The following is a 25,593-nucleotide window of genomic DNA, read 5'->3' on the forward strand; positions in this document are numbered from 1 at the left end:
CACCACTCACGGAACACTCTCACTCTGCAACTTTTAGGTTTGATTTGAAAAGTAGTGATTTCCTTACCTAAGGTAAACTGACGCGGGATAGCGTCAAAATATTGCGGTTATACTTCCATAATGAACATCTGATTGTGCAGAGACGCCTTGAGAACCGCCTGCGCCGTCGTTTCGACCGAGAGAGCCTCTCGCGCGAGTCGCAGATGCTTTTCTACAGTTGCAGATGTCAGTCCCATCAACAGCGCGATATCCTGAGTGGTTTTCCCATCTCCGACCCATTGCAATGCTTCGCGTTGTCGCTTGGTCAGTGCTCGGTTTGGCGGATGGAACGGCAATGTCAGTATTTTCAGGTGGGCGACATTGTTCATAAGTAGAATGTCGTCGCCGTGTTCTTCCCAGACCGCATCCACGTCTTCCTGGCTTAGCCCATTGGCAGCAGCCAGAGAAATCGCTCCCTTCGAACGCATGGAAACTGAATTGAAGCTGACGGTATAGCCAGAAACCACACCCATGGACTTGTTGAAATCGAAAACTTCGCGCTCCTTCGCGGTCATCGTTCCGCCCGAGTTCATGTCCTGTAGCATTTTCCAGCTGGCAGCGCCTTCATTGTCCAACGCCCACTTCAACATCGGGGCATGAAAATAAAGCCCATCCTTGATGAAACCGTCAACATAGGCCCGTTTGTGGTTTGTCAGAATTACGAAATCTTCGGGATCTCCCAGAGACGTCTCCGTCCTGTATTGCGTATGGCCATAGATCAGGCGGGAAAATCCGAATTCACCCATCTGGCGGCAATGCGCATCCCACAGGTCTTCCAGGGTCTTAGCGTAGCTGACAAACTGAAGATATTCCTTGAGCTTCATGTCGAGTTGCCTGCTTTCAGATGAGCTGCGAGCGCGTCCAGCGCCAGAATATAGCTTTGGGCACCGAAACCACAGATCTGACCCAATGCAACAGAGGCTACATAGGACCTGTGCCGGAAGGCTTCTCGGGCATGAATGTTGGAGAGATGCACTTCGACAACCGGTAACTCTACTGATGCAATGGCATCCATGAGGGCAATCGACGTATGCGTGAACGCCCCTGCGTTCAGTATCAAGCCGCTTTGCACACCACGGGCCGCATGAATAGCGTCAAGTAGCACACCTTCGTGATTGGATTGCAGATGCGTTACATCCAGCCCTATCGACACCCCATGCTGAACGCAGCGGTCCTCGATCATGTGCAATGTTGTGTCGCCGTAAACCTCGGGCTGCCGTGTACCAAGCAGATTGAGGTTTGGGCCATTCAATACCAAGACGTTATGCATGTTTTCACTATCCCCATACTATGGTTCATAGACACGAAAAGGCCGGGTTGTCTACCTGACACTGCCGGATTGCATCCGGTCAGTTGCTCAGAAAACAGAACTCGTGATGGTCGAAAAAACTGAGTTCAAACATCCCACCCGAAAACAGCGTGTATCCCTGTGAACGTGGGCCATGCTTTTTCTCTTGGTCTTCCATTGGCGGGAAAACAGGTTTTCAGGTTCTCTTTGATCGATTTCAGGTTCGGCAAAGAGGGTCATTCCAGGATTTTCGGGCGACCCTGCGCGACGCTGAGTAATACTTGCAAACCGTCTCCGATGAGACTGTAGATTGTTGTGTAAAATTTTTTGTGCAACCCGGGTTCGTGCCAATGCAGTGAACGGTAGATTGCCGTATCGGCAACAGGCCTTCGAACCGGGTCAGAATGCAGACAAAACCAGACTTGATTGAGGAGCATGACAATGACACCGGATACCCTTTTCTCGTTGCCCGGCAAAACCGCATTGGTAACTGGCGGCGCCACGGGTATCGGGCGAATGGCCGCTGAAGCATTGGTCAGGGCCGGTGCACGTGTTTTGATTACCTCCCGAAACGGGGACGCATGTATCGCGGCCGCCGCCGAGTTGAATGCGCTGGAAGCACCCGGAAGTGCCGAAGGATTTGCCGGAGACATCGGCAGCGAGGCCAGCATCGCCAAACTGGTTTCGGACATTCAGAAACGCACTGAAACTCTTGATATTCTGATGAATAACTCCGGTGTGACCTGGGGTGCTCCCTTGGGGCAATTTCCGCATGACGCCTGGGAAAAGGTGATGTCGGTCAACGTGGCCGGAGTATTCGAACTAACCCAGAGGCTACTGCCGATGTTGATGGAGTCTGGCACCGCAGACGATCCGGCGAGAGTTGTAAACGTCGGCTCTGTGATGGGAGAGGTTCCCATGGGGGATGGCGCCTATAGCTATTCAGCCTCGAAGGCCGCTGTTCTGCATCTAACCAAAATCCTGGCCAAGGAATTGTCGCCTTACCACGTGACGGTCAATGCGCTGGCTCCGGGACCGTTCGTTTCGCGGATGACAGCCTTTGCGACAGCGGACAAGGACAAGCGCGAAAAGGTCGGTAAGTCAGTGCCTCTTGGGCGTGTTGGCTGTGATGAAGATATAGCGGGGTGTATGCTGTTTTTATGCGGGCGCGGCGGCAGTTATGTCACCGGTTCGGTTATCCCGGTTTCAGGTGGGATCAACGTTGTAACGTCAGGCAATATCTTCGCTGACGCCTTTTGAGGGAGGCTGCGTTTGAAACCAAGACCTTTCACAACGCATTGGTTTTACTTCTCTTCTTGTTTTTCGACAGCTCAATTTCCAGGTTCGGCAAGCTGTTTTTGCCAAAGAACATTTCGGATCCGTAAAATAGGCTGGGAACACCAAAAACGCCCCGACGAACAAACGCTTTGGTCTGATCCTTCAAGTTCTGTTTGATTTCAGGACTCGTCATGGCTTCGCGCAGCTTGCGAACCGGCAGTTCGTTTTCTTGCAGAATATCGACGAGAACGGCCAACTCGTCAGCTTTTTGTCCATGCACCCATATCGCATCAAAAACGGCGCGTATATATCTGTTTTCCCATGATTTTCCTCTGGCGAAATGGGCGCCACGCATCGCGAATTTTGTATTTATCGGAAAATGCGGGCTCATATGGAAGCTCAGCCCGCGACGTCGCGCGAACCTATGCAGGTCATGGGTAAGATAAGCGGTTTTCTGACGGTTCTCAGAAAACGCCTGAAATGGGCTCTGGTTGTGCGTGGCTTTGAAAACAACAGGCAGAAGGACTGGGGTATAATTGATCTTGGCACTATGCCGCGCCGCCAGCTCTGGCAGCATCTTGTGGGCCAGAAAGGCATTTGGGCTGCAAAAATCGTAAACGAAATCTATGTTTTGCGTCATGATGTCCCTCCAGGCCGGTCCGGCATGACCCCATCCAAAAATTTACAAGCGAATCTGTATCGGTTTCACTGTATCACTTGGATGAAAGACGTGCCTCTTGGCTCTGCTTATTTAACCGTTCAATTCAGCCCGGGATCTGCTGTTGTTTCAGGTCCCACGCATGCACGATATTGGTCAACAACTGGCGGAACTCAAAAAAATGCTTCGAAAACAAGTCATGTTCGATCAAACGCGGCTTAGCCGGCTTTGCACCTGGATGGACAACTATGTAGAGCAGCGTAAATATGCAGGCTCGTCCTTTTTGCTAAAGCACAAGGGAGAAGAGGTTTTTTTCCACTCGAGCGGTCTACGCAGTGTTGAGGACAATCTGCCGTTCCAACGCGACACGCTGGCGCGCATTTACTCGATGACCAAACCCGTCACTTCTGTTGCTTTGATGATGTTGGCGGAACGTGGACTGTTTCACCTCGACGCGCCTCTGTCCGATTTCCTTCCCGAGTTTAAACAGATACAGGCTCTGGTGCCCGGCGCAGAAAAGCTGGATCAAACCGAAGACGCAGCACCCCCAACTCTACATCAGTTACTCACCCACACCAGTGGTCTCAGCTATCCGTTCAATCCCGGAATTCTACCGGACGCGATGGATGAAAAGGGGCTAATCTTCAAACCAGATCAAGGGCCTCTGAGAGATCTCGTATGTGAACTGGCAGAGTTACCATTGGCATTCCAGCCCGGAACACAGTGGGAATACTCTGTCGGAACCGACGTGATTGGACGCGTTGTCGAGGTCGTCTCGGGACAGGCTTTGGATCAATTCTTCCGGCAGGAAATTTTGGCTCCCCTCGGGATGGGCGAAACCGGGTTTTCAGTACCAGCCGGGGCAGGGGACCGGCTCGCATCCCTTTACACGCCGCTGGTCGGCGACGCGATGGCGTTGAACTCGCTCGACCAAGGAAGCGATACACTACGATTGATCGATTCTCACGAGGGCTCGCCATTCGAGAACGCGACGACCTTTTCAGGTGGCGGTGGGTTGGTGTCCACAATCGACGACTATGCCAAATTCGTCGAGATGCTACGTAATCGAGGGGCCGGAAATGGCCATCAATTGCTTGGTCCAAAAACAGTGGACTTCATGATGCGTAACCACTTGCCGGGTGATATCGCCTCGATGGGTCCAAAGAGCTTTGCGGAACAACCCATGGAAGGCATGGGATTTGGCCTTGCCGGATCGATTGTTCTGAATCCGGGTCGGGTGCGTGTGCCCGGATCAGTTGGTGATTTCAGTTGGGGTGGCATGGCCTCGACCTATTTCTGGAACGACCTGGAGAACGACCTGACGGCTGTGTTCTTTACTCAGTTGTCGCCGTCCAGTTCCTATCCATCCCGTGCTGAACTCAAGGCATTGGTGCACGCCGCCATGATTGAATGATCTTGCTCGGGCTGATACCCGGGTCTCGAGTAATCAGCCTGAGAGCAAACAATGACCGAAGCGGAACGCATCTTACTGGATCTTCTGGATATTGAACGGCTTGAGGTCGATCTTTTCCGCGGCACGGGATCGGGTGGAGAAACACCAACCCGGATTTTCGGCGGTCAGGTCATTGCGCAGGCCTTGGCCGCTGCATACAGAACCGTAGATGACCGGTTGTGCCATTCCCTGCACGCCTATTTCATCCGACCCGGAGACCCGGATAAGCCCGTTATTTATCAGGTGGATAGAGCACGTGACGGAGGTTCGTTCACTACCCGCCGCGTCGTCGCAATTCAGAATGGCAAACAGATCCTGAACATGTCGGCATCCTTTCACGTTCAGGATGAAGGTTGGGAGCATCAGCATCCGATGCCAACTGTGAATCCACCCCAGACATACCCATCCCGCTCCGAGCTTCGACAAGCATATGTTGATCGCGTGCCTGAAGGATTTCGCAGTGAACTTCTGCGTGAACGCCCGATCGAAGTCCGGGAGGTGGATCATCTGGATCCGTTCAACCCCGAAGTGTCGGACGACCACAACAAAACTTGGTTTCGCATGGCGGCTGCCGCGTCTGCGGACGCGAAAACTCAACATCTTCTTTTGGCCTATGCGTCAGATATGAACCTCATGTCGTCGGGTTTGCGACCTCACGGGCTGAGCTGGTTTTCCGGAGAGTTCAACGGCGCCAGCCTGGATCACGCTCTGTGGTTTCATGCACCCGTGAAATTTCAGAACTGGCATCTGTATGTGATGGATTCCCCATGGACGGGGCAGGGACGCAGCTTCAATCGTGGGTCGATCTACTCGGGAGACGGAACCCTTGTCGCGTCGGTGGCTCAGGAAGGTCTTATGCGGAAGGCTCAGGGAAAACGTTAAATATCCGGCGTAAATTTTTGATTCAATTTACACATTCCGCCCAGCCAGCGGTCGTAATCAGCCGCTTTGAGTCGCAAATAATCCAGAACCTGCGGATGTGGAAGAACCAGAAACCGTTCGGATCGGATGGCTTGAACGCAGGCTTCCGCGACGTCTTCGGGCTCCAGCATTCCGTCGATCGATGCTACTGAAACCTCGTGTCCCTCAGTCATCTTCGACCGAACCGCCTGAGGACAAAGAACCGAAACCCGCAGACCTTTGGCGCCATATGTCAGCGACAGCCACTCAGCAAATCCGACCGCTGCATGTTTCGTGACACCGTATGGCGCTGCACCTGGTTGGTTCAGCAATCCCGCTGCAGACGCCGTTGTCAAAATATAACCGCCGCCGCGACCGATCATGCGAGGCACCAGATGTCGCGCGGTCCACACGTGCGACATCACGTTGATTTTCCAAATCTTTTCCCATTGATCGTCCGGAACATCCAGACCGCCAAGAGTCAGGATACCGGCATTTGCGCAGAACAGATCAATTGGGCCAACAGTGTTTTCGGTGAAATCGATCAACGTCCTGATCTGATCTTCGCTGGAAACGTCACAAGTGAATGCAACGCCATCAATTTTGTTTGCGACCGCATGCGCTCCGGCTTTGTCTATATCCGAGCAGATGACACGCGCACCTTCTTGTGCAAAGCGTTCCGCCAAACCCTTGCCAATACCATCAGCGGCGCCGGTAACAACGACAGTTTTATTTCTGAGCTGCATAGCACGTTCCAAAACAAGTAACTTGCGTGGTCTGGCCAGAGTGTTCACTTTGCAGACAAGTTACAAGTCGACAATTTTAACCATAATACCGATTATACGTCTTTCTGCTGAAGCATGGTGGATTCACAAATTAAATACGACTCCTGTTAAAATTCAAATGGTTTGCACGTTATAAGCCCACACCAAGTAGCTACCCCAACGCGTATCCTGCGCCACGAACGGTTCGCACTGGGTCATTCCCACCATATTGCGTCAGAGCTTTACGCAAACGCCCGATATGCACATCGACGGTTCGGGTATCGACATAGATGTCGCGGCCCCAAACCCGGTCCAGCAATTGCTCGCGGCTCCAGACCCTGCCCGGCTTTTCCATAAATGTGCTGAGAAGCCGGAATTCGGTCGGCCCGAGCTTCAGGGGTTTGTTGTCCCGGCTGACTTTGTGTGTTTCGGAATCAAGAACGATGTCATCGAACTCGAGGCGCAAACCAACAGTCGTCGGACGGACGCGGCGCAATTGCGTGCGAACGCGTGCCATCAACTCGACCACTGAGTACGGCTTGACCACGTAATCATCCGCCCCGGTTTCAAGACCGCGAACCTTGTCCACTTCCTCGGACCGGGCCGACAGCATGATAATCGGGATTGAACGTGTATCCGGGCGGCTTTTCAGACGACGACAGACCTCTATGCCACTCAGATTGGGCATCATCCAGTCCAGAACGATGATGTCCGGACTGTCTTCGTCAACCAACAGCATGGCCTCATCACCGTTGGCGGCCTTGGAGACCCGAAATCCTTCAGCTTCAAGATTGTAGGCCAGAACTTCACGCTGAGCCATTTCATCCTCTACAACCAGAACGGTAGGTTGATCTGCGGACATCTCACTCGCCTCCTAAACGGTTTGCGACGTGTTGTCGGCCTTGGGCCGAGCCTCGGTCGGGCGGTCGCCAGTGACCAGATACACAACCTGTTCGGCAATCGAGGTTACATGATCGCCCATACGTTCAATGTTCTTGGCGATGAAATGCAGATGCATGCAGGCCGAGATATTGCGCGGGTCCTCGGCCATGAAAGTCAGAAATTCGCGAAACAGGCCGTTATACATCTGGTCGACCTCTTCATCGCGGTTGATGACATCTGTGGCCAGTTCTGCATCGCGCTGAATATAGGCATCAAGCGCATCACGCAGCATCCGTTCGACCTCGCGGGCCATACGGCGCAGAGCGGCGGCGCTTCCAGTGATCTCGCCCGCATTGACCAGAACGGTGGTTCGTTTGGCGATATTCTTGGCATAGTCGCCAATGCGCTCAAGGTTGCCGGACACTTTCAGAACCGACAGGATCAGTCGCAAGTCACCGGCCGTGGGTGCACGCAACGCAATCAACCTGGCGGTTTCTTCGTTAATAAGCTCTTCAAGCGCGTCGATGGCTTTGTCGCCCTTGCGCACTTCTTGCGCCAATTCTTCGTCGCGTGTTTCAAGCGAGCGCGCCGCGTTTATGATGGCGGCCTCGACTAGCCCGCCCATCTTCATGATATGCGCCTGGATCGCTTCAAGATCGCGGTCAAATGCAGATGCAATATGTTGTTCGCTCATTGTCAGATACCTGTGCTTAGCCAATACGGCCGGTAATGTAGCTTTCCGTGCGCGGATCGACCGGATTGGTAAAGATCTGTCCGGTTTCGCCGAATTCAACCAGATTTCCCAAGTGGAAGAAGGCCGTTTTCTGACTGACACGCGCAGCCTGCTGCATCGAGTGGGTGACGATCACCACCGAATACCGCGAGCGCAATTCGTCGATCAGTTCCTCGACCTGTGCGGTTGCAATCGGGTCAAGGGCCGAGCACGGCTCGTCCATCAACAGAACTTCGGGTTCGGTGGCAACCGCACGGGCAATGCACAAACGCTGCTGCTGGCCTCCGGACAGACCCGTTCCAGGTGCATCCAGACGATCCTTGACCTCATCCCAAATTGCACCACGGCGCAAGGATTTTTCTACAATTTCATCCAGTTCCGCCTTATTTCTGGCCATGCCGTGAATGCGCGGGCCATAAGCGACGTTGTCATAGATCGACTTGGGGAACGGGTTGGGCTTTTGGAACACCATTCCGACCTTGGCGCGCAACTGTACTGGGTCGACACGCTTGTCATAGATGTCCTCGCCATCCAGCAGGATATCGCCCTCAACCCGGCAGATATCTATGGTGTCGTTCATCCGGTTCAGGCAGCGCAGGAAGGTGGACTTGCCGCAGCCGGAAGGACCGATGAAGGCCGTGACGGTTTTGTCTTCGATCTCAACGCTCACGTCCTTAATGGCATGGGTCTCACCGTAGAAGACCTGAACATTCTTGGCGTCTATCTTGATGTCTTTGGAGTCCACGGATCTCTCCACTCGTGTCATGTCGTTCATTTCAGCCTCTATTACCAGCGGCGTTCAAAGCGGCGGCGCAAGATGATTGCGATGATATTCATGGTCAGCAGGAACATCAAAAGGATGATGATCCCACCCCACGCCTTCTCGTAAAAGCCGGCGTCAGCGCGTGCGGCCCATGTATAGATCTGGGCGGGCATAGCTGAGTTCGGCTCGGTAAAGCCCGCGAGGAAGCCGTCAGGATAACCTCGCGCGACAAATCCAACCATGCCGATCAGCAGGAGCGGCGCTGTCTCTCCCAAGGCTTGTGCAAGACCGATAATTGTACCTGTCAAAATGCCCGGGGCAGCCAATGGCAGCACGTGATGGAACACCGCCTGCATTTTTGAGGCCCCTACCCCCAATGCCGCATCGCGGATCGAAGGAGGAACCGCTTTCAAAGACGCACGGGTCGAGATGATGATTGTTGGCAGTGTCATCAGGGTCAGAACCAGACCGCCGACAAGCGGTGCCGATTGTGGCAGGTGCATGAATTGGATGAACACGGCCAGGCCCAGAATACCGAAGACAATTGACGGAACCGCTGCCAGGTTCGAGATATTCACCTCGATCAGGTCAGTGAACTTGTTCTGCGGCGCAAACTCTTCGAGGTAAATCGAAGCAGCAACGCCAATCGGCAGTGACAGGCAAAGTACCACCAGCATCATGAAGAACGATCCAACAACCGAGACACCAATGCCTGCACCGCCGGGGTTGTCCACGCCTGCGTCGGCACCAGTAATGAATGGCCAGTTGAATGCCTGCTTGATGATGCCTGCCTCTTCCAGCGCATCGACCAGATCCAGGTCGCTTTTTTGCAGAAACCGGCTGTCCTGCATGGTGTCACGGGACACACGACCTTTGAAATACCCGTCCACCCGGCTGGATGCCGCCAGATCGAAACTGACCGGCTCGCCGAGCTTATCTGGGTTTTCGGAATAGAAGGTCCGGATTGTCCCGCCGACTTTACCCAAAAGACGCTCGATCGCGGCCTCATCAAAATCAACGCTGATTCCGCGTTCAGCAAGTTCACTGTTCAACTGAGCGATGAACAGGTTGGAATAGGCCTTTGTCTTGAACAAGGTCCCTTCGACCTCGTCCCTCTGCGGCTCAGTCAGCGTGAAATCCACACTGACGACCGTGCGTTGGAAGGCCGGGATCCCCTGCGACAGGATTGAAGCAAACAAGACAACCAGAAAGAACAGGCCAGTTGCAATTGCAGCGATGCCATATGCGCGAAAACGTTTTTCGGCTCTGGCCCGTTTCTTCGTGTGCGCGTCAGTAGCCGTGAGCGAGATCGTATGTCGACCGGATTGCGGGCTTTGCATGCTGGTGTCGGTCATTCGTACTGCTCCCGGTACTTACGCACGATATACAGGGCAAAAACGTTAAGCCCCAAAGTAAGAATGAATAGTGTCATGCCAAGCGCGAAGGCGACCAGCGCCTCGGGGGAGGCAAAGTCAGCGTCGCCGGTCAACTGACTGACGATCTTGGCTGTCACGGTTGTCATGGCTTCGAACGGGTTCAGGCTGAGGCGGGCCGCGGCCCCTGCCCCGAGAACCACGATCATGGTCTCGCCGATGGCGCGCGATGCAGCCAGAAGGATCGCGCCGACGATACCCGGCAACGCGGCGGGCAGAACGACCTGACGGATGGTTTCCGATTGCGTGGCACCAAGACCGTATGAGCCGTCGCGCATCGCCTGCGGGACCGCATTGATAATGTCGTCAGACAGCGAAGAGACAAACGGGATCAACATGATCCCCATCACCAGACCGGCTGTCATCACGGCGGTGCCGGCTTTCATCCACCCCAGGCCATTGTCACCGAAAACGTCCAGCAGAAGTGGACCGACGGTCAACAGCGCGAAGAGACCGTAAACAATGGTCGGAATACCGGCCAAAACCTCAAGCAATGGTTTGGCAAAAGACCGCAAACGGGACGAGGCGTATTCGCTGAGGTAGATCGCGGCGAACAATCCTATCGGCACCGCAACCAGCAGCGCCACGACAGAGATGTAAAGCGTCCCCCAAAGCAACGGTATTATGCCGAGTTCGGACAACCCTCCGCGGCCCGAAAAGCTGGGTGCCCAGGTCATGCCGAAAAAGAAATCTGATGCGGGGTAGAGCTTGAAGAATTCCCAGGTGTTGAAAACCAGGGACAGGACAATGCCCACTGTTGTCAGAATGGCTACCGACGCGGCGGCCAGAAGAAGGGCTTTAACGCCCTGTTCAACAACGTTGCGCGCACGAAAGTCAGCGTTGGTTTGCAACCAGCCCATTACGGCGCCGATCAAAGCAACCGTGAGGACAGCGACGGACATGATTACATAGCCGGTCGAGCTCATGGCCCGATAGCCCTGAGCTGCGCGCAATACCGGCTGGGTGATGTCCGACGTCACCACCTGGCCTGCTTCCTTCAGTTTCCGGGTAATCTCCGTGACATCTGCATGGGCATCGCTGGCGACAGTCTCGGTCAGGTTGCCTTGTGCGACCGCGCTGTCCAGCCCGGCGGCTGTGCGGCGTACTTCCGCCATGACCAGACTGCGCGAAGAGCCTTCCTTGATCACTGTTTCCGGTATCATGCCTGACACCTGCGAGTTAACAAAGAAAGGCTGTGCCAACAGCCAGACAATCATGAGAGCGACAGCAGGGACAAGAGTCTTCAGCGCAACGTTCGCGCCATAAAAGGTGGGCAGGGAATGCAGGTTCCGACTGTCACCACCTGCGTTCTGCAATGCGCGTATGCGTCCAAGTATATAGCCGACAGCTGCGATCGCAGACACGATCAGAATAAGCCAAAGTATCGGCATGACACCCCCAGTTACTCTTGATTGCGATGAGAAAAGACAATGAAGGGGCGACTGATCCGTCGCCCCAAGATGCGTTAAGCCAGTGTCAGACTTAGCTGCCCGAACCCATGGTGACTTCGTTGGCGATGGCGTCCTGAGTTTTTGCAAGCTCAGGATCAGCAACCAGTCCGTAGTTGGCAAGCGGGCCTGACGGACCGGCGATTTCGTCAGCAGTGAAGAACTGAGCGTATTCCTTCAGGCCCGGGACCACGCCGATATGAGCTTTCTTTACATAGAAGAACAGCGGGCGCGAAACCGGATATTCACCGGTGGAAATGGTCTCGGTCGACGGGGCAACACCCGACATGGTCGCAACCTTCAGCTTGTCGGCGTTGTTTTCGTAAAACGCCAGACCAAACACGCCGATGCCGTTGGGGTTGGTGTCGATACGCGCCAGAGTTTCGGTGTAATCACCGTCGATATCGACCGATTTGCCATCGGTGCGAACCGCCAGACAAGCATCTTCAGCGTCGTCTTCGCTCATGCCGCCAGCAATCATGGCTTCCATTGCGCCGGTTTCTTCACATCCGATCAGCAGAACTTTTTCTTCAAACACTTCACGTGTGCCGTGCTTGGTGCCCGGGATGAAGCCAGCGATTTCAACATCGGGCAGTTCCGAATTGAACTCAGCCCAGCTGTTGTAAGGGTTATCAACGATCTCGCCGTCTTTCAGCACTTTTGCGCCCAGGGCATTGAAGATATCCGCAGGTTCGAAAGTAGTGAAGTCAGGCCCGGTTTGCTGGCTTGCAAATACGATGCCGTCATAGCCGATACGGATTTCCATGATGTCGGTCACACCGTTTTCGGCACAGGCTTTGATCTCTTTTTCGCGGATCGCGCGCGATGCGTTCGCAACGTCGATGGTGTTTTCGCCAACGCCTTCGCAGAAACGCTTCAGACCAGCCGACGAACCGCCGGATTCAACGACCGGGGTTGGAAAATCTGTGTTTTCACCGAACAGTTCGGCTACGATCGAGGCATAAGGCAGAACGGTCGACGAGCCGGCAACCTGAACGTTATCACGCGCCGAAGCAGTGGTTGCCGAGACGGCAGCGATAGCCAGCGCAGATGCCGACAGTTTTACAAAGGACATTTCAGTCTCCCTGAAAAGGTATGCTTGATCACCCCCATGATGATCCTGCGGGCACCCCTATGGGGCGTGCGTAAGTCTTTTGTGACAGGTGTGTAACACTTTCATGACAACCAGGGCTTTTTTGCGAGTTAACCGCTAAAACGCTGACGACCAAGAAAGCCGGAACAAGGCCGACTTAGGTGTCTATCTGGGCAAAATCACCGTAAAAACAGAACCTTTTCCCAGCTCGCTTTCCACACGAAGTCTTCCACGATGACGATTTACGATGTGCTTCACGATCGCAAGGCCCAGTCCCGTTCCGCCCAGTTGGCGCGACCTGTGACTGTCCGCGCGATAGAATCGCTCTGTCAGGCGCGGCAAGTGAACGGCATCTATGCCGGGCCCTTTGTCTATGACCTGAATTCTGACAGCCGGGCCGCGCATCGCCGGATCCCTGTCCGCGGGCAAGACACTTACGGTGACGCTGCCGCCACTGGCGCCATACTTGATCCCGTTCTCGATGAGATTGGTGAAAACCTGCCGTAATTGGTCGCCGTCGCCAGTGATTGAAAGCGGACCGTTTGTCACGTCCAGCGACAGTACCACGCCAGCGTCTTCCGCAAGGGGCCGCAGCGAATTTATCGTGGATTGCAGAAGGCCGGTAAGCTCCAGCTGTTGCTTGGGTCGAACACGTTCTTCGCTTTCGACCCGGTTCAACGACAAAAGATCTCCGACCAGACGGTTCATCCGGTTGGCTTCATCGGCCATGATCTTGAGAAACCGATCCCGTGCCGCAGGGTCTTCACGTGCCGGACCACGCAAGGTTTCAATAAAACCCATCAAAGCGGTCAGCGGGGTGCGCAACTCATGGCTGACATTGGCTACGAAATCCCGTCGCATCTGGCTGGCATGTTCCAGATGAGTGGTATCCTGAAACGTCACCATGACGGCCCCTTCGGACGCGGCACCTACCCCGTTCAAATATCTGCATTCAACTTCGTACGCTGTGTCCTGCGCGCCATCATTGGACAGATGACGAGTTTTTTTTGCGCTTTTGCTTGTCAGGGCTTGCTCGATGGCATCCAGAACCTGCGGCTGTCTCAAAATGGTCGCGAAATGGCGCCCGACAATTTTCTGTCCCAGAAGAGACGTTGCATCCGTGTTCGCCGCAATGATCCGTTCGGTCTGATCGATCACCAGCGCCGGCAACGGGATCGCAAGGACAATTTCCTGAAGAACGTCTTCGGTCATGCTTCAAAACCCAATCAACCCAATCGCCTTACTGCGCAGGTTTTAAGGTTTCACGAAACTTGCGCATATTTTCCTGGTAGTGCAGCGCACTGAACGTGATCCTTTGTGCCGCAGCCTCGTCCAGCTGGCGCACAACCTTGCCCGGCGATCCCATGACAAGCGAATTGTCGGGGATTTCCTTGCCCTCGGTGATCAGGGCTCCTGCTCCGATCAGGCAGTTCCTACCGATCTTTACCCCGTTCAGAACGATCGCGCCCATTCCAACCAACGTGTTTTCACCTATGGTGCAGCCATGCAGCATCACCTTGTGCCCGATGGTGCAGTTCCGACCAATCGACAAAGGAAACCCGGCATCTATGTGCATCACGCAGTTTTCCTGAACGTTGCTGCCCTCACCGATCCGGATTTCTTCGTGATCCGCGCGAATCGTACAGCCGAACCAGACCGAGGCCCCCTGCTCCAGTACAACCTTTCCAATAAGATTGGCATCAGGCGCGACCCATGTGTCCTCATGAATTTGCGGGGCGATCTCGCCCAAGGCGTAAATGGTCATGACAAACCCTCGAACTCATTCTGCAACTTGCGTACGTGTTGTTGCAACGTGGGTTGCTGAATGCGGCGCATCCGTTCAGCGCTTACGATAGTCTTCAGCTTGTCCTCGGTTGCCTCGAGATCGTCGTTGATCAGGACATAGTCGTAATAGCCCCAGTGACTGATCTCGTCCCAACTTTTGAGCATCCGTCGGCCGATAACGTCATCACTGTCCTGCCCACGGGCTTCCAGACGGCGACGCAGCTCGGAGATAGACGGCGGTAGAATGAAGATCGACAGGGCGTGCTTGCCCAGATCCGAATTTCTGATCTGCACTTCACCCTGCCAGTCGACGTCGAACAATACGTCCCTGCCAGCATTGATCGAGTTTCGGACCGGCTCAGCAGGAGAGCCATAGAAATTACCAAATACATGGGCATGTTCCAGCATCTGCCCATCAGCGACCTGCTGTTTGAATTCGTCCTCGGACAAGAAGAAATACTCGCGCCCATGCTCTTCCCCGGGACGCGGAGCACGAGTTGTCGCCGAGATCGAGAATTCCAGATCCGTATCCCAGGCCATCAGCCGTTTGGCCAGGGTCGATTTGCCCGCGCCGGAAGGAGAAGACAGGATGATTAATAGGCCTCGGCGGTCCGCCATGTCAGTTGTTCCCATTCTTATTCTACGTTCTGCACTTGCTCTCGCATCTGATCGATCAACGCTTTCAATTCCAGCCCGACGGACGTCAGATCCGAGCTTTGCGCCTTGGAACACAGCGTGTTGGCCTCGCGGTTGAACTCCTGCATCAGGAAGTCCAGCTTGCGGCCCACGGCCCCGTCCTGCGCCAACAACTCACGTGCGGCACCTACATGCGCGATCAGGCGGTCGATTTCCTCGGTGATGTCGGCCTTGACCGCGATCATCGCCAGCTCTTGCGCGACACGATCAGGATCTGCGCCTTGCGTATTCTCCAGCACCCGCGCGAGGTTTTCACGCAGCGCCTCGGCCATTTTGCCCTTGCGTTGCTCTGCAATCGTCGCTGCTTGCGCCGTCAGTTCCGCGACCTGATCCAGTTGCGTGTTCAAGACCGCCGCCAAAGCTTCCCCTTCGGTCTTGCGCATGTCTATGAACGCGGCCAGAAGATCTTTGAATTCGGACGTCAGATACGCAACAAGCGGAGTCGGATCGTCGGCCTCGGTTTCTGCATCCATCATCCCCTTGAGTGCGAGGAGATCTGACGCACGTGCCGGCGCGAGCGTGATGCCGCGCGCAGCTGCCAGCGCCTCTGTTTGCTCAAGAGCGGTCAGGGCCGCAACCATCGCGGCTTCGTTCAAGGCCAGCTCCAGTGCGGAATCCTCTCGGTTCACGCGCATAGACAGGGTCACGTTTCCACGGCTCAGAGATTTGGACAGGGTCGCCCGCAATGAAACTTCGAGGCCGGTCAACCAGTCGGGCACGCGCAGACGCATGTCCAGTCCCTTACCGTTTACGCTGCGAAGCTCCCACGACCAGCTGTGCGGGCCGTAAGTTCCCTTCCCCGAGGCAAACCCGGTCATGGATCTGATCATGATGGCCCTTTCCTGTTCCCCTGTTGTTTCGAGCACGTGCCGCACCTAATGCTATTGACTGGTGCAGAGCAAGAGCTTGCTGAAGATGCATTTGTTTGGCGCAAGTTAACCATTCGTTAAAGAATTACTCCAAAATTGAATTAACCCGAGTCAAACTGCCCCTAGCAATGGCTTACGGGCCGCAGGTGCTTCCATTGTGTTGCATTTTATGAAATTAGCGGCCAATTGACGTTAGGGTAATGAAAATGAAAACCTTTTTCGGGACAGGTTCCGGGTCAGAATTTGGAAAGATCGTCGCAATGGATCGCTTTGACAGTGGGCGCAGCCTATCGCCGATCCGCCAGGCCGAGGCGTATTGGACCGCATTGTTGAGCGGCGACAGCGTACCGATGCGGTCTCAAATCGACCCGCGCGGGCTAGAGAATGTTCTTGAGTATACTTTTATCCTTGAACGTATAGCGCCCGGGCTGGCCCGATTTCGTCTGGCAGGCAGCCATCTGAATACACTTGCGGGTATGGAAGTCCGGGGGATGCCTTTGACCGCATTCTTTCAACCCGATGCCCGAGCGCAAACCAAGGATATTCTGGAACAGGTTTTTGCGTCCCCAGCTGTTGCCGAACTGGGTCTGATCTCGGGTGGCGTGTTGGGGCGTACGAGGATGCAGGCCCGGATGATCCTTCTGCCGCTGAAAAGTGACCTGGGGGATGTCAGTCGTGTTTTGGGGGTCATGATCGCGGATGGCGCAATCGGCAAGACACCGCGCCGGTTTTTACTATCTGATACACGGATCAAACCGGTTTCTGAAATTCAGGTACCCGCGCCCACTCCGCGCCGTCCTGTTGAAGGTTTTGCAGAGGAACAACGCGATTTCAAACGCTCTGCCGGCCACCTTCACCTGGTGGTATCACGAGACGATTGAAACCCGTAAGATTGCGGTGAAGAAAAAAACAGCGGACCGATGGCCCGCTGTTGTCAGTGTTACAGTTGTGCTTAGCTTACCGCGCGTTTGGAGCCGTTGCGGCGCAGGTTGGTCAGTTCTTCCGCTACCAGGAATGCAAGTTCCAGCGACTGCGATGCGTTCAAACGCGGATCGCAGGCGGTGTGGTAGCGATCAGACAGGTCTTCTTCGGTCACAGCGCGTACACCACCGGTGCATTCGGTCACATCAAGACCGGTCATCTCGAAATGCACACCGCCGGGGATGGTGCCCTCGGCCTGATGCACACCAAAGAAGTCACGCACCTCGCGCAGAACTGAATCAAACGGGCGGGTTTTGTAACCCGTGGCCGATTTGATCGTGTTGCCGTGCATCGGATCGCAGACCCAGGTGACCTTTGCCCCTTCTTCCTTTACGGCCTTGACCAGACGTGGCAGATGCTCACCAGCTTTGCCCGCTCCGAACCGAGCAATCAGGGTCAGACGCCCCTCTTCGTTGTCGGGGTTCAGCTTGGACATCAGAACCTTGAGGTCCTCGGCCGTGGTGGTCGGGCCGCATTTCAGACCGATCGGGTTCAGAACTCCGCGGCAGAATTCGACATGCGCGCCATCAGGCTGGCGCGTACGGTCGCCGATCCAGATCATGTGACCTGAACCCGCCAACCAGTTGCCCGAGGTCGAATCCAGGCGCGTCAGTGCCTCTTCATACTCCAGCAACAGACCTTCGTGGCTGGTGTAGAATTCAACAGTCGAGAATTCATGCGTTGTTTCCGCAGTAATACCAGCCGCTTCCATGAAGTCGATGGTGTCTTGAATACGGTCCGCCACCTCGGAATACTTCTGAACGTCCTGTTCATCCGCAAAACCCAGCGTCCAGGCGTGCACGCGGCTCATATCCGCGAATCCACCGGTTGAGAAAGCGCGCAGCAAGTTCAGCGTCGCCGCCGCTTGCGTGTAGGCCTGCAACATCCTGTTGGGATTCGGAATCCTGGCTTCCGGCGTGAAGGCCAATTCGTTGATGATGTCCCCGCGGTAGCTGGGCAGTTCAACGCCATCCACAACCTCGGTCGGGGCGCTGCGCGGCTTGGCAAATTGTCCGGCCATACGACCAACTTTGACCACTGGCACCTTGGCACCATAGGTCAGAACCATTGCCATCTGCAGCATCACCTTGAAGGTATCGCGAATTGCATCTGCGCTGAATTGTTCAAAGCTTTCAGCGCAATCCCCGCCTTGCAAAAGGAAGGCTTCGCCGCGTCCGGCGGCACCCAGATGTTGCTTGAGACGCCGCGCCTCACCGGCAAAGACCAGCGGGGGATACTGTGAAAGCTGAGCCTCGACCTTGGCCAGCGCGGCCGCGTCGGTATACTCTGGCATCTGAACCCGGGGCTTGCTGCGCCAGTTCGATTTTTGCCATTCGGTCATAGCTTTGATCTCCGCTGAAGTTTTCAGGTGGTCTCTATACAAAATGCAAGGAAGAGTGACCATATCCCATTTGCGCCTCTTGACGACGTAAACAAGCTTTGATCATGGTGGCTGTCAAATCAGCAGCTGGATGATCGTCCGTCCGGCCGCGAAGTAAGGACATCTCGCCATGCAAGAGCAACGCCAAGTTGTCACGGTGGAAGACACTGCGGCTCCACCTCGGAATTTCGTTTTTGTCCTCTTGGACAAATTCTCTCTTCTGTCCTTTGCTTCGGCGCTTGACAGTCTGCGCATCGCCAACCGCATGGCGAACAGGCAGCTATATACCTGGAGGTTGCTGGGAGAAGGCGGTGAAACGGTAACCTGCTCGGCCGGGACCGAGTTCAGTCTGGACAGTGATCTGGTAGAGCTGCAGCGCGACGACGTTGTTCTGATCTGCGGTGGCGTAGACGTTCAGGCGGCCACCAGCAGACGCGTGCTGAACTGGCTGCGGCGCGAAGCCCGAAGGGGCTTGCGGATCGGTGGCCTCTGCACTGCGGCCTATACTCTGGCAAAGGCCGGGCTGCTGGATAGCAAGAAGGCGACGATCCATTGGGAGAATTCTGACAGTTTCATAGAGGAATTTGATGAAGTAGAACTGACCAAAGCCGTCTTTCAGATCGATGGCAATCGTATGACGACTGCGGGCGGCACCTCTTCGATTGACCTTATGCTCAAGCTGATTGCGGATGACTATGGCGAGGATCTGGCCAACGCGGTGGCGGATCAGATGATCTATTCCTCGATCCGAACCGATCAGGACACGCAGCGCCTGTCAACTCCGACCCGAATCGGTGTCCGGCATCCGAAGTTGAGCCAGGTTATCCTGATGATGGAAAAGAACATCGAAGAACCGATCTCGCCCTCGATTTTGGCCAAGGACGTAGGTATGTCGACCCGCCAGCTGGAGCGTCTGTTCCGCCGGTATCTCAGCCGTTCCCCCAAGCGCTATTACATGGAATTGCGGCTGCACAAGGCGCGAAACCTGCTGATGCAGACCGACATGAGTGTCATCAACGTGGCGCTGGCCTGTGGGTTCGCCTCACCTAGCCATTTTTCGAAATGCTACCGGGCGCATTACAACACCACGCCCTATCGCGAGCGTGGTGCGCAAAGTGGAAGATTGTCAGTCTAAGGTTCAGCGTCAAAGCTCTTTGACGAAATAGTGCAAGTACGGTCGGAGCATGGGCTGATCTTTGTAGGTTGTTGTCTTGATCGGAGAGTCCAGTTCAACAAACCCGAGTTTGGGATACAAAGACCGCATTTCCACATTTGGGGTGAGTGTATCTGCGATTAACCGCTTCAGCCCCATAGCTCTGGCGGCTTGTTCTCGTGCTTGAATCAATGCGCGCCCCACTCCAGTGCCCCGAGCATCTTCAGTTACAAATACACGTTTCAACTCGCCGGTATACTGATCAAACCGTTTCATCATTCCACACCCGACTATTTTGCCACCGCGGTTTCTTGCGACGATCAGGCATCCGTTCGGAGGCATATAGTCATCCATGTTCGCCCAGAATTCCTCAAGTGCGCTTTGCGGTGCGGAGGGATCCAATTCGAACCCCATACCCTGCATTCTTTGAGCAATAAGAGCATAATATTGCTCCAAAATCATATTCAGCTCGGTTCTTGGCGGGATACATGTGCACAATTCAATGTCGAAATCACTCATTGATATCCTCTTAACCGTGTAACCTGTTGGACAGACTGACTGCGACGATGGAAACGCGCAAACGGAATTGTAAAGTCTGCTGGCATGCTTCGTGTGTCACTGTTTGACAGACATCCTGTAAACCGCGCCCTGCCCGACTGAGATGAACCAGATCGCCCCATCCGGGGCCTGCACGATGTCGCGGACCCGTTCGGTCTCGGGGCCCTTGATCTGCTCGACCTCGCGCAGCGGGTCTCCGGACAGCCGAGCGATATAGTCGAATTTCAGCGAACCCACGAAAATGTCGCCCCGCCATTCAGGAAACATTTCGCCCGAATAGACCATCAAGCCCGACGGCGCGATCGACGGGTCCCAGTACAGGCGCGGCTGTTCCATGCCGGGCTTGCTGGTGCCCTCGCCGATCTTTTTTCCGGAATAATGTGTGCCGTACGAGATGACCGGCCAGCCGTAATTGGCGCCGGGTTTGACAAGGTTCACCTCGTCGCCGCCGCGCGCACCGTGTTCCGACACCCACAACCTACCGCGCGCGTCCAGATCGGCCCCCTGTGGGTTGCGATGCCCATAGGTCCAGATTTCAGGTCGGATATCTGCCTGTCCGACGAAAGGATTGTCTGATGGTACCGAGCCGTCACGGTTGATACGGATCACGGACCCGATGGGGTTCGAACGATCCTGCGCCTGCGGCCCATCCCCTCGATCTCCAATGGTTACAAAAAGCGTGCCGTCCTTCGCTTCTACTACGCGTGAGCCGAAATGCCGCCCGCCTGATCCGCCGGGTGAAGCTTCGAAAATGACACGTAGATTTGTCAGGCGCGTGCCGTTCTCGGACAGGCGCGCGACGGCGACAGCTGTGCCCGCGCCACCATTTTGCGGTTTTGAAAAGGTCAGAAAAATCTCGCGGCTTTGATTGAAATCGCGCGGGAACGTGACGTCCAGCAATCCGCCCTGCCCCGAAGCTGCGACCTTGGGAGCGCCGGATACGGCGTTCGCCTCTCCGTCCTGAACAAAAAACAGGTTTCCGTCCCGTTCGGTGACAAGAAAACTGCCGTCAGGCAGGATACCGACGGCCCAGGGTGTATCCAGCCCGCCTGCCATTTCGGTGAGTTCAAGATTCCCGACCGAGGTCGACAATGCCTGTGCCAAGGCACTTTCGGTGCAAAATGTGACGAACAGAATCGCAGCGGCTCTGAGCATGTTGAACCTTCCCCGGACAATCTAAGGCAAACCCTAACAAAACAGATAGATTTCCAATCGATAAAAACACGATTGCGTTAGGACTTTTCTTTTCCGGGTAGCTTGCCTAGGTTCGTGGCCAGAACGAACACGTTCACAATAGGGAGTAACCATATGAAAAAGCTGCTTACAGCAACTGCAGCATCCGCCTTGCTGGCCGGACCTGCGCTGGCCGAAGACATCACGCTGGGCGTTTTGTTCGGGTTCACCGGCCCAATTGAATCGCTGGCACCTGCAATGGGTTCTGGCGCCGAGTTGGCAATTTCGGAAGTCACCGAATCCGGAAAACTGCTGGATGGATCCAAAGTGTCCGCATCACGCGCTGACACCGGCTGCATTGATAACGGTCTGGCCACTTCGAACGGCGAACGCATGATTGCGGACGGTGTTGCCGGCATCATCGGCGGCGATTGCTCGGGCGTGACCGGTGCGATCCTTCAGAATGTCGCGATTCCGAATGGCATGGTCATGATCTCGCCCTCGGCGACCTCGCCGGGCCTGTCGACCATGGAAGACAACGGCCTGTTCTTCCGCACCGCGCCGTCAGATGCGCGCGAAGGCCAGGTGATGGCGGATATCCTGAAAGATCGCGGCATCAACTCGATCGCTCTGACCTACACGAACAACGACTACGGCAAGGGTCTGGCGGACGCTATCCAGTCCTCTTACGAGGCGGCGGGCGGTGAAGTGACCATCGTTGCAGCGCACGAGGACGGCAAAGCCGACTACTCGGCCGAAGTCGGTGCTCTGGCCTCGGCCGGTGGCGACATTCTGGTTGTTGCGGGCTATCTGGATCAGGGCGGCCTGGGCATCATCCAGTCGGCGCTGGACAGCGGTGCATTTGACACCTTCGGTCTGCCCGGCGGCATGATCGGCGACTCGCTGCCGACCAATGTCGGCCCCGACCTGAATGGTTCGTTCGGCCAGATCGCCGGTTCAGGCGGTGAAGGCGCCGAGAAGTATTTCGCCATGGCCGAAGCGGCAGGGTTTGACGGTTCGTCGCCCTATTCACCCGAGTCCTATGACGCTGCGGCTCTGTTCATGCTGGCCATGCAGGCTGCTGGATCGACCAATCCGGCCGACTATGGTGGCAAAATCATGGACGTCGCCAACGCCCCGGGCGAAAAGATCTATCCCGGCGAACTGGCCAAGGGTCTGGAATTGCTGGCAAACGGTCAGGACATCGACTATGTCGGTGCGTCCGGTGTTGAACTGATCGGCCCCGGCGAAAGCGCTGGTTCCTATCGTGAGATCGAAGTGACCGACGGTGAAAACAAGACCGTCAACTTCCGTTGATTGATCGTCAAAGGCTATGAATGAAAGCAGCCCGGGCCTTGTGTCCGGGCTGTTTCAATGAAAAAAGACCGCACCCGATAAACGGGGTCGAAACAACAGCGCCGGACAGGCGGCAAGGGGAAAAGATGATCGTCGTCGAGGACGTGCACAAGCATTTCGGCGGATTTCATGCGGTGGACGGGGCATCGCTGGAAATCCAGAAAGGGTCGATCACCGGCCTGATCGGGCCCAACGGGGCAGGAAAAACCACTCTGTTCAATGTGATCGCAGGTGTTCTGCCGCCGACCAGCGGCAAGGTGGTGATGGACGGCGAGGATATCACTGGCCTGCCCCCTCATGAACTGTTCCATAAGGGTCTGTTGCGCACGTTTCAGATTGCACATGAATTCCCGTCGATGTCCTGCCGTGAAAACCTGATGATGGTGCCTGGCGCGCAATCAGGCGAGTCGCTCTGGAACACGTGGTTCGGCCGCAAACGCATCGCTGACGAAGAACGCGCGCTGAAGGCCAAGGCCGATGAGGTGCTGGAGTTTCTGACGATCGAACATCTGGCCGATCACAAGGCGGGTCAGGTTTCCGGCGGTCAGAAGAAACTGCTTGAACTGGGCCGCACCATGATGTTGGACGCCAAGATCGTGTTTTTGGACGAGGTCGGCGCGGGTGTGAACCGCACCCTGTTGATGACCATTGCCGATACCATTCTGCGCTTGAACAAAGAGCGGGGCTATACCTTCGTCGTCATCGAGCACGACATGGATTTCATCGGCAAGATCTGCGATCCGGTCATCTGTATGGCCGAAGGCAAGGTTCTGGCCGAAGGTACTTTGGATGAGATCAAGGCCAATGAGCACGTGATCGAGGCCTATCTGGGCACCGGCCTGAAGAACAAAGACAAGCTGGAGGCCGGGGCATGAGCGATAACCCCTATCAGGATGACAAGGGCAACAAGGACGCCTCGATTACCAATCCGCACGGTGTCGGCACCATGACCCCGGCCCATCGCAAAAGTGGTGCGACGCATAAGGTCGAGGGCGGCCCTTTTCTGATCGGCGACACCATGACGGGTGGCTACGGCAAAGGGCCGGACATCCTGCATGATTGCACTATCGCCGTGGACAAGGGTGAAATTGCAGTCATCGTCGGCCCCAACGGTGCCGGCAAGTCGACGGCGATGAAAGCTGTGTTCGGGATGCTGGATGTCCGTTCAGGGTCTGTGCGTCTGGACGGAGAGGACATCACCAACCTCTCCCCGCAGGACCGTGTAATCCGTGGCATGGGATTTGTGCCGCAAACACAGAACATCTTCACTTCGATGACGGTGGAAGAGAACCTTGAAATGGGTGCCTTCATCCGCCGCGACGACATCAGCCAGACGATGGAGCAGGTCTATGACCTCTTCCCGATCCTCCGCGACAAGCGCAATCAGGCCGCCGGAGAACTGTCAGGCGGACAACGCCAACAGGTCGCAGTGGGCCGCGCGCTGATGACCCAGCCCAAGGTGCTGATGCTGGACGAGCCGACTGCGGGCGTTTCGCCGATCGTGATGGATGAACTGTTCGACCGGATCATCGAGGTGTCCCGCACCGGCCTGCCGATCCTGATGGTCGAACAGAACGCCCGCCAGGCTTTGGAGATTGCCGACAAGGGATACGTTCTGGTTCAGGGGCGCAATGCCTATTCTGGAACGGGCAAGGAACTGCTGGCCGATCCGGAGGTTCGGAAGAGTTTCTTGGGGGGGTGAGGATGGTTAAACTCGCCGCAGCTTCAATTTTTCTCGCAATCGCATCAACCACCGCTCTGGCATATTCGGGACCGCAAAGTCTCTACTTGGAGTTGGAATGCACGATCTTTGAAAAATGCGACCACCAATTTCTGTGCAAAAAGACCAATGAATCAACCAGTATAACCTACACTTTTCTGGTTTATGATTTAGAAGACATCGACCCAATCGATAGACAGGCGCTATCTTTTCTTGATTGGCAAGAAGAAACGGTTTGGGTGGACTTCATTAATCCGAAAGCGGGCAAACTTCCTCTCCCCGTTTGGTACGCCGCAGATTTGGAGTACGCGCCCGAAGTTACCTTTCGTTTGCAAGATTGGTTGGCTGGAGCGCAGTCCTCCCCATACGGCATAAGTTGGTTTGCCTTTGTTGTTACAAGCGACTTGTACGAGGTTGGTAATAGCAGAGCCAACTCAGACAGGAGGGATGATCTGCCGTTTGAAGTTTCCGTCTACAGGAAACTTAACGGAAAATACGCCATCCAAAACCTAAACTGTGACTCCGGTTGGTATTAGATATGGACTTCCTCAACGCCATTGTGGCGCTTTCCAACATCTTCCTTGTTCCCGGAGTTTTCTGAAGTCGATTAAATACTTTATCCGAAGTTACCCGAAATTTCCCTACCATCCCAAGATTTCCACGCGTCGGCTGCAATCCGGTCACATTGTGCGTTTAACGCCGGGCGCTGTGAAGGAAACGGTTTCCCGGTCAAACAAATCAAGTTCCGTGGAATCAAGCGAACCTTCTGAATAAAAACTCTGTTCAGGACCCAAAAATGAAAAAATGGATGTGTGTGGCCATTGCCACCTTGTGCGCGACCGCCGCAAAGGCGGAAGAGCGCCACTTTGTCTGCGTCTCAGACCGCGACGGCAGCGAAGTGCGCCTCAACAGGGCACCGGAAGGAGACAAAGGCAACATCGAAACTGCGAACATTTCCGGCGATGCCATGGTGTTCAAAGGCGTTGGCAACATGACGTTTGTCCATATTGAAGGCGAAGATGTCATGACCTTTGTCGTGCATTATGACGACATGTCCTTTGACCTCTCGGTCAAGGGTCCCCACGCGGGAACCGATCACGGCACCTGCACCGAGACGGACGCCTGAACCCCCTTCGGACCATCTCGACCACGCACCGGAATTGGCCGGTGCGTGACTGAGCCAGACTAC

27 protein-coding genes are annotated in these 25,593 nt (G+C 55.2%); 10 read left to right on the plus strand and 17 right to left on the minus strand.

The genetic code is table 11. The features are described from left to right. Positions 1-107: 107 nt before the first annotated feature. Together AC2FFA_RS02600 and aroQ are read right to left on the minus strand one after the other, a co-directional pair. Positions 108-863, minus strand: a complete 756-nt coding sequence (locus AC2FFA_RS02600; protein WP_117868967.1) for an autoinducer binding domain-containing protein — start codon at positions 861-863, stop codon at positions 108-110. Continuing rightward, positions 860-1,309 carry a type II 3-dehydroquinate dehydratase gene (aroQ, locus tag AC2FFA_RS02605; protein ID WP_496849748.1) on the minus strand — a complete coding sequence of 150 codons (450 nt, stop codon included), beginning with the start codon at positions 1,307-1,309 and terminating at the stop codon, positions 860-862. Before aroQ ends, AC2FFA_RS02600 begins: the two co-directional genes overlap by 4 nt. A 459-nt stretch (positions 1,310-1,768) precedes the next feature. On the opposite strand from aroQ, the gene AC2FFA_RS02610 reads away from it, so the two are divergent. After that, entirely contained in the window at positions 1,769-2,587 is an 819-nt protein-coding gene (locus AC2FFA_RS02610; protein WP_496849750.1) for an SDR family oxidoreductase, read from the plus strand. A gap of 28 nt (positions 2,588-2,615) precedes the next feature. On the opposite strand, the gene AC2FFA_RS02615 is transcribed toward AC2FFA_RS02610, so the two are convergent. Next, on the minus strand, positions 2,616-3,245 hold the full coding sequence (locus AC2FFA_RS02615; protein WP_496849751.1) for a 2-hydroxychromene-2-carboxylate isomerase: 630 nt from the start codon (positions 3,243-3,245) through the stop codon (positions 2,616-2,618). A 217-nt stretch (positions 3,246-3,462) separates the two neighbouring features. Between AC2FFA_RS02615 and AC2FFA_RS02620 the strand changes: the two genes are divergently transcribed. Further along, positions 3,463-4,677 carry a serine hydrolase domain-containing protein gene (locus tag AC2FFA_RS02620; RefSeq protein ID WP_496849753.1) on the plus strand — a complete coding sequence of 405 codons (1,215 nt, stop codon included), beginning with the start codon at positions 3,463-3,465 and terminating at the stop codon, positions 4,675-4,677. Positions 4,678-4,728: 51 nt separating this feature from the next. Then, positions 4,729-5,598, plus strand: coding sequence for an acyl-CoA thioesterase (locus tag AC2FFA_RS02625; RefSeq protein ID WP_496849755.1), 870 nt, complete (start codon positions 4,729-4,731; stop codon positions 5,596-5,598). On the opposite strand, the gene AC2FFA_RS02630 is transcribed toward AC2FFA_RS02625, so the two are convergent. From AC2FFA_RS02630 to AC2FFA_RS02680, 11 genes are all read right to left on the minus strand, one after another. Beyond that, positions 5,595-6,362, minus strand: a complete 768-nt coding sequence (locus AC2FFA_RS02630) for an SDR family oxidoreductase (protein ID WP_496849757.1) — start codon at positions 6,360-6,362, stop codon at positions 5,595-5,597. The two genes, AC2FFA_RS02625 and AC2FFA_RS02630, sit on opposite strands and share 4 nt — an antisense overlap. A gap of 190 nt (positions 6,363-6,552) precedes the next feature. Further along, positions 6,553-7,242, minus strand: coding sequence for a phosphate regulon transcriptional regulator PhoB (gene phoB / locus AC2FFA_RS02635; protein WP_117868961.1), 690 nt, complete (start codon positions 7,240-7,242; stop codon positions 6,553-6,555). A 12-nt stretch (positions 7,243-7,254) separates the two neighbouring features. Further along, positions 7,255-7,956, minus strand: a complete 702-nt coding sequence (gene phoU / locus AC2FFA_RS02640; RefSeq protein ID WP_117868960.1) for a phosphate signaling complex protein PhoU — start codon at positions 7,954-7,956, stop codon at positions 7,255-7,257. 16 nt (positions 7,957-7,972) lie between these two features. Further along, positions 7,973-8,770 (minus strand): phosphate ABC transporter ATP-binding protein PstB, encoded by a 798-nt coding sequence (pstB, locus tag AC2FFA_RS02645; RefSeq protein ID WP_117868959.1) that lies wholly within the window; start codon positions 8,768-8,770, stop codon positions 7,973-7,975. 11 nt (positions 8,771-8,781) lie between these two features. After that, on the minus strand, positions 8,782-10,113 hold the full coding sequence (gene pstA, locus AC2FFA_RS02650; RefSeq protein ID WP_496849760.1) for a phosphate ABC transporter permease PstA: 1,332 nt from the start codon (positions 10,111-10,113) through the stop codon (positions 8,782-8,784). Beyond that, entirely contained in the window at positions 10,110-11,582 is a 1,473-nt protein-coding gene (gene pstC / locus AC2FFA_RS02655) for a phosphate ABC transporter permease subunit PstC (protein ID WP_496849762.1), read from the minus strand. Before pstC ends, pstA begins: the two co-directional genes overlap by 4 nt. Before the next feature lie 91 nt (positions 11,583-11,673). After that, a complete protein-coding gene (locus AC2FFA_RS02660; RefSeq protein ID WP_496849763.1) occupies positions 11,674-12,714 on the minus strand; it encodes a substrate-binding domain-containing protein in 1,041 nt (346 codons plus the stop codon). 183 nt (positions 12,715-12,897) lie between these two features. After that, complete coding sequence (locus AC2FFA_RS02665) at positions 12,898-13,944, minus strand: PAS domain-containing sensor histidine kinase (protein WP_496849765.1); 1,047 nt, start codon at positions 13,942-13,944, stop codon at positions 12,898-12,900. 28 nt (positions 13,945-13,972) lie between these two features. Continuing rightward, the gene (locus tag AC2FFA_RS02670; RefSeq protein WP_496849767.1) at positions 13,973-14,497 is read right to left on the minus strand and encodes a gamma carbonic anhydrase family protein; all 525 of its coding nucleotides are present in this window, start codon (positions 14,495-14,497) and stop codon (positions 13,973-13,975) included. Next, the gene (gene gmk, locus AC2FFA_RS02675; RefSeq protein WP_117872756.1) at positions 14,494-15,135 is read right to left on the minus strand and encodes a guanylate kinase; all 642 of its coding nucleotides are present in this window, start codon (positions 15,133-15,135) and stop codon (positions 14,494-14,496) included. The genes AC2FFA_RS02670 and gmk overlap by 4 nt, the downstream gene beginning before the upstream one ends. Before the next feature lie 17 nt (positions 15,136-15,152). Continuing rightward, the gene (locus AC2FFA_RS02680; protein WP_496849770.1) at positions 15,153-16,043 is read right to left on the minus strand and encodes a YicC/YloC family endoribonuclease; all 891 of its coding nucleotides are present in this window, start codon (positions 16,041-16,043) and stop codon (positions 15,153-15,155) included. Positions 16,044-16,288: 245 nt separating this feature from the next. Here AC2FFA_RS02680 and AC2FFA_RS02685 point away from each other — a divergent pair, with 245 nt between their 5' ends. After that, positions 16,289-16,963 (plus strand): PAS domain-containing protein, encoded by a 675-nt coding sequence (locus tag AC2FFA_RS02685; RefSeq protein ID WP_496849771.1) that lies wholly within the window; start codon positions 16,289-16,291, stop codon positions 16,961-16,963. A gap of 71 nt (positions 16,964-17,034) precedes the next feature. On the opposite strand, the gene AC2FFA_RS02690 is transcribed toward AC2FFA_RS02685, so the two are convergent. Next, complete coding sequence (locus AC2FFA_RS02690; RefSeq protein WP_299897138.1) at positions 17,035-18,405, minus strand: class II 3-deoxy-7-phosphoheptulonate synthase; 1,371 nt, start codon at positions 18,403-18,405, stop codon at positions 17,035-17,037. A 169-nt stretch (positions 18,406-18,574) separates the two neighbouring features. Between AC2FFA_RS02690 and AC2FFA_RS02695 the strand changes: the two genes are divergently transcribed. After that, entirely contained in the window at positions 18,575-19,579 is a 1,005-nt protein-coding gene (locus AC2FFA_RS02695; protein ID WP_117868952.1) for a GlxA family transcriptional regulator, read from the plus strand. A gap of 9 nt (positions 19,580-19,588) precedes the next feature. Here AC2FFA_RS02695 and AC2FFA_RS02700 read toward each other — a convergent pair whose 3' ends face one another. Continuing rightward, positions 19,589-20,116, minus strand: a complete 528-nt coding sequence (locus tag AC2FFA_RS02700) for a GNAT family N-acetyltransferase (protein ID WP_496849774.1) — start codon at positions 20,114-20,116, stop codon at positions 19,589-19,591. Between the two features lie 96 nt (positions 20,117-20,212). Next, entirely contained in the window at positions 20,213-21,310 is a 1,098-nt protein-coding gene (locus tag AC2FFA_RS02705; protein WP_299897145.1) for a PQQ-dependent sugar dehydrogenase, read from the minus strand. A gap of 153 nt (positions 21,311-21,463) precedes the next feature. On the opposite strand from AC2FFA_RS02705, the gene AC2FFA_RS02710 reads away from it, so the two are divergent. The 5 genes from AC2FFA_RS02710 to AC2FFA_RS02730 all read left to right on the plus strand — a co-directional run bounded on the left by AC2FFA_RS02710 (position 21,464) and on the right by AC2FFA_RS02730 (position 25,530). Further along, a complete protein-coding gene (locus AC2FFA_RS02710) occupies positions 21,464-22,645 on the plus strand; it encodes an ABC transporter substrate-binding protein (RefSeq protein ID WP_117868949.1) in 1,182 nt (393 codons plus the stop codon). A 125-nt stretch (positions 22,646-22,770) separates the two neighbouring features. Next, on the plus strand, positions 22,771-23,559 hold the full coding sequence (locus AC2FFA_RS02715) for an ABC transporter ATP-binding protein (protein ID WP_496849777.1): 789 nt from the start codon (positions 22,771-22,773) through the stop codon (positions 23,557-23,559). After that, positions 23,556-24,386 carry an ABC transporter ATP-binding protein gene (locus AC2FFA_RS02720; protein ID WP_496849779.1) on the plus strand — a complete coding sequence of 277 codons (831 nt, stop codon included), beginning with the start codon at positions 23,556-23,558 and terminating at the stop codon, positions 24,384-24,386. Before AC2FFA_RS02715 ends, AC2FFA_RS02720 begins: the two co-directional genes overlap by 4 nt. 2 nt (positions 24,387-24,388) lie before the next feature. Next, complete coding sequence (locus AC2FFA_RS02725; protein WP_496717561.1) at positions 24,389-24,940, plus strand: hypothetical protein; 552 nt, start codon at positions 24,389-24,391, stop codon at positions 24,938-24,940. Positions 24,941-25,200: 260 nt separating this feature from the next. Beyond that, the gene (locus AC2FFA_RS02730; RefSeq protein WP_496849780.1) at positions 25,201-25,530 is read left to right on the plus strand and encodes a hypothetical protein; all 330 of its coding nucleotides are present in this window, start codon (positions 25,201-25,203) and stop codon (positions 25,528-25,530) included. Positions 25,531-25,593 lie beyond the last annotated feature (63 nt).

It is taken from the genome of Ruegeria sp. YTSB088, from assembly GCF_059609825.1.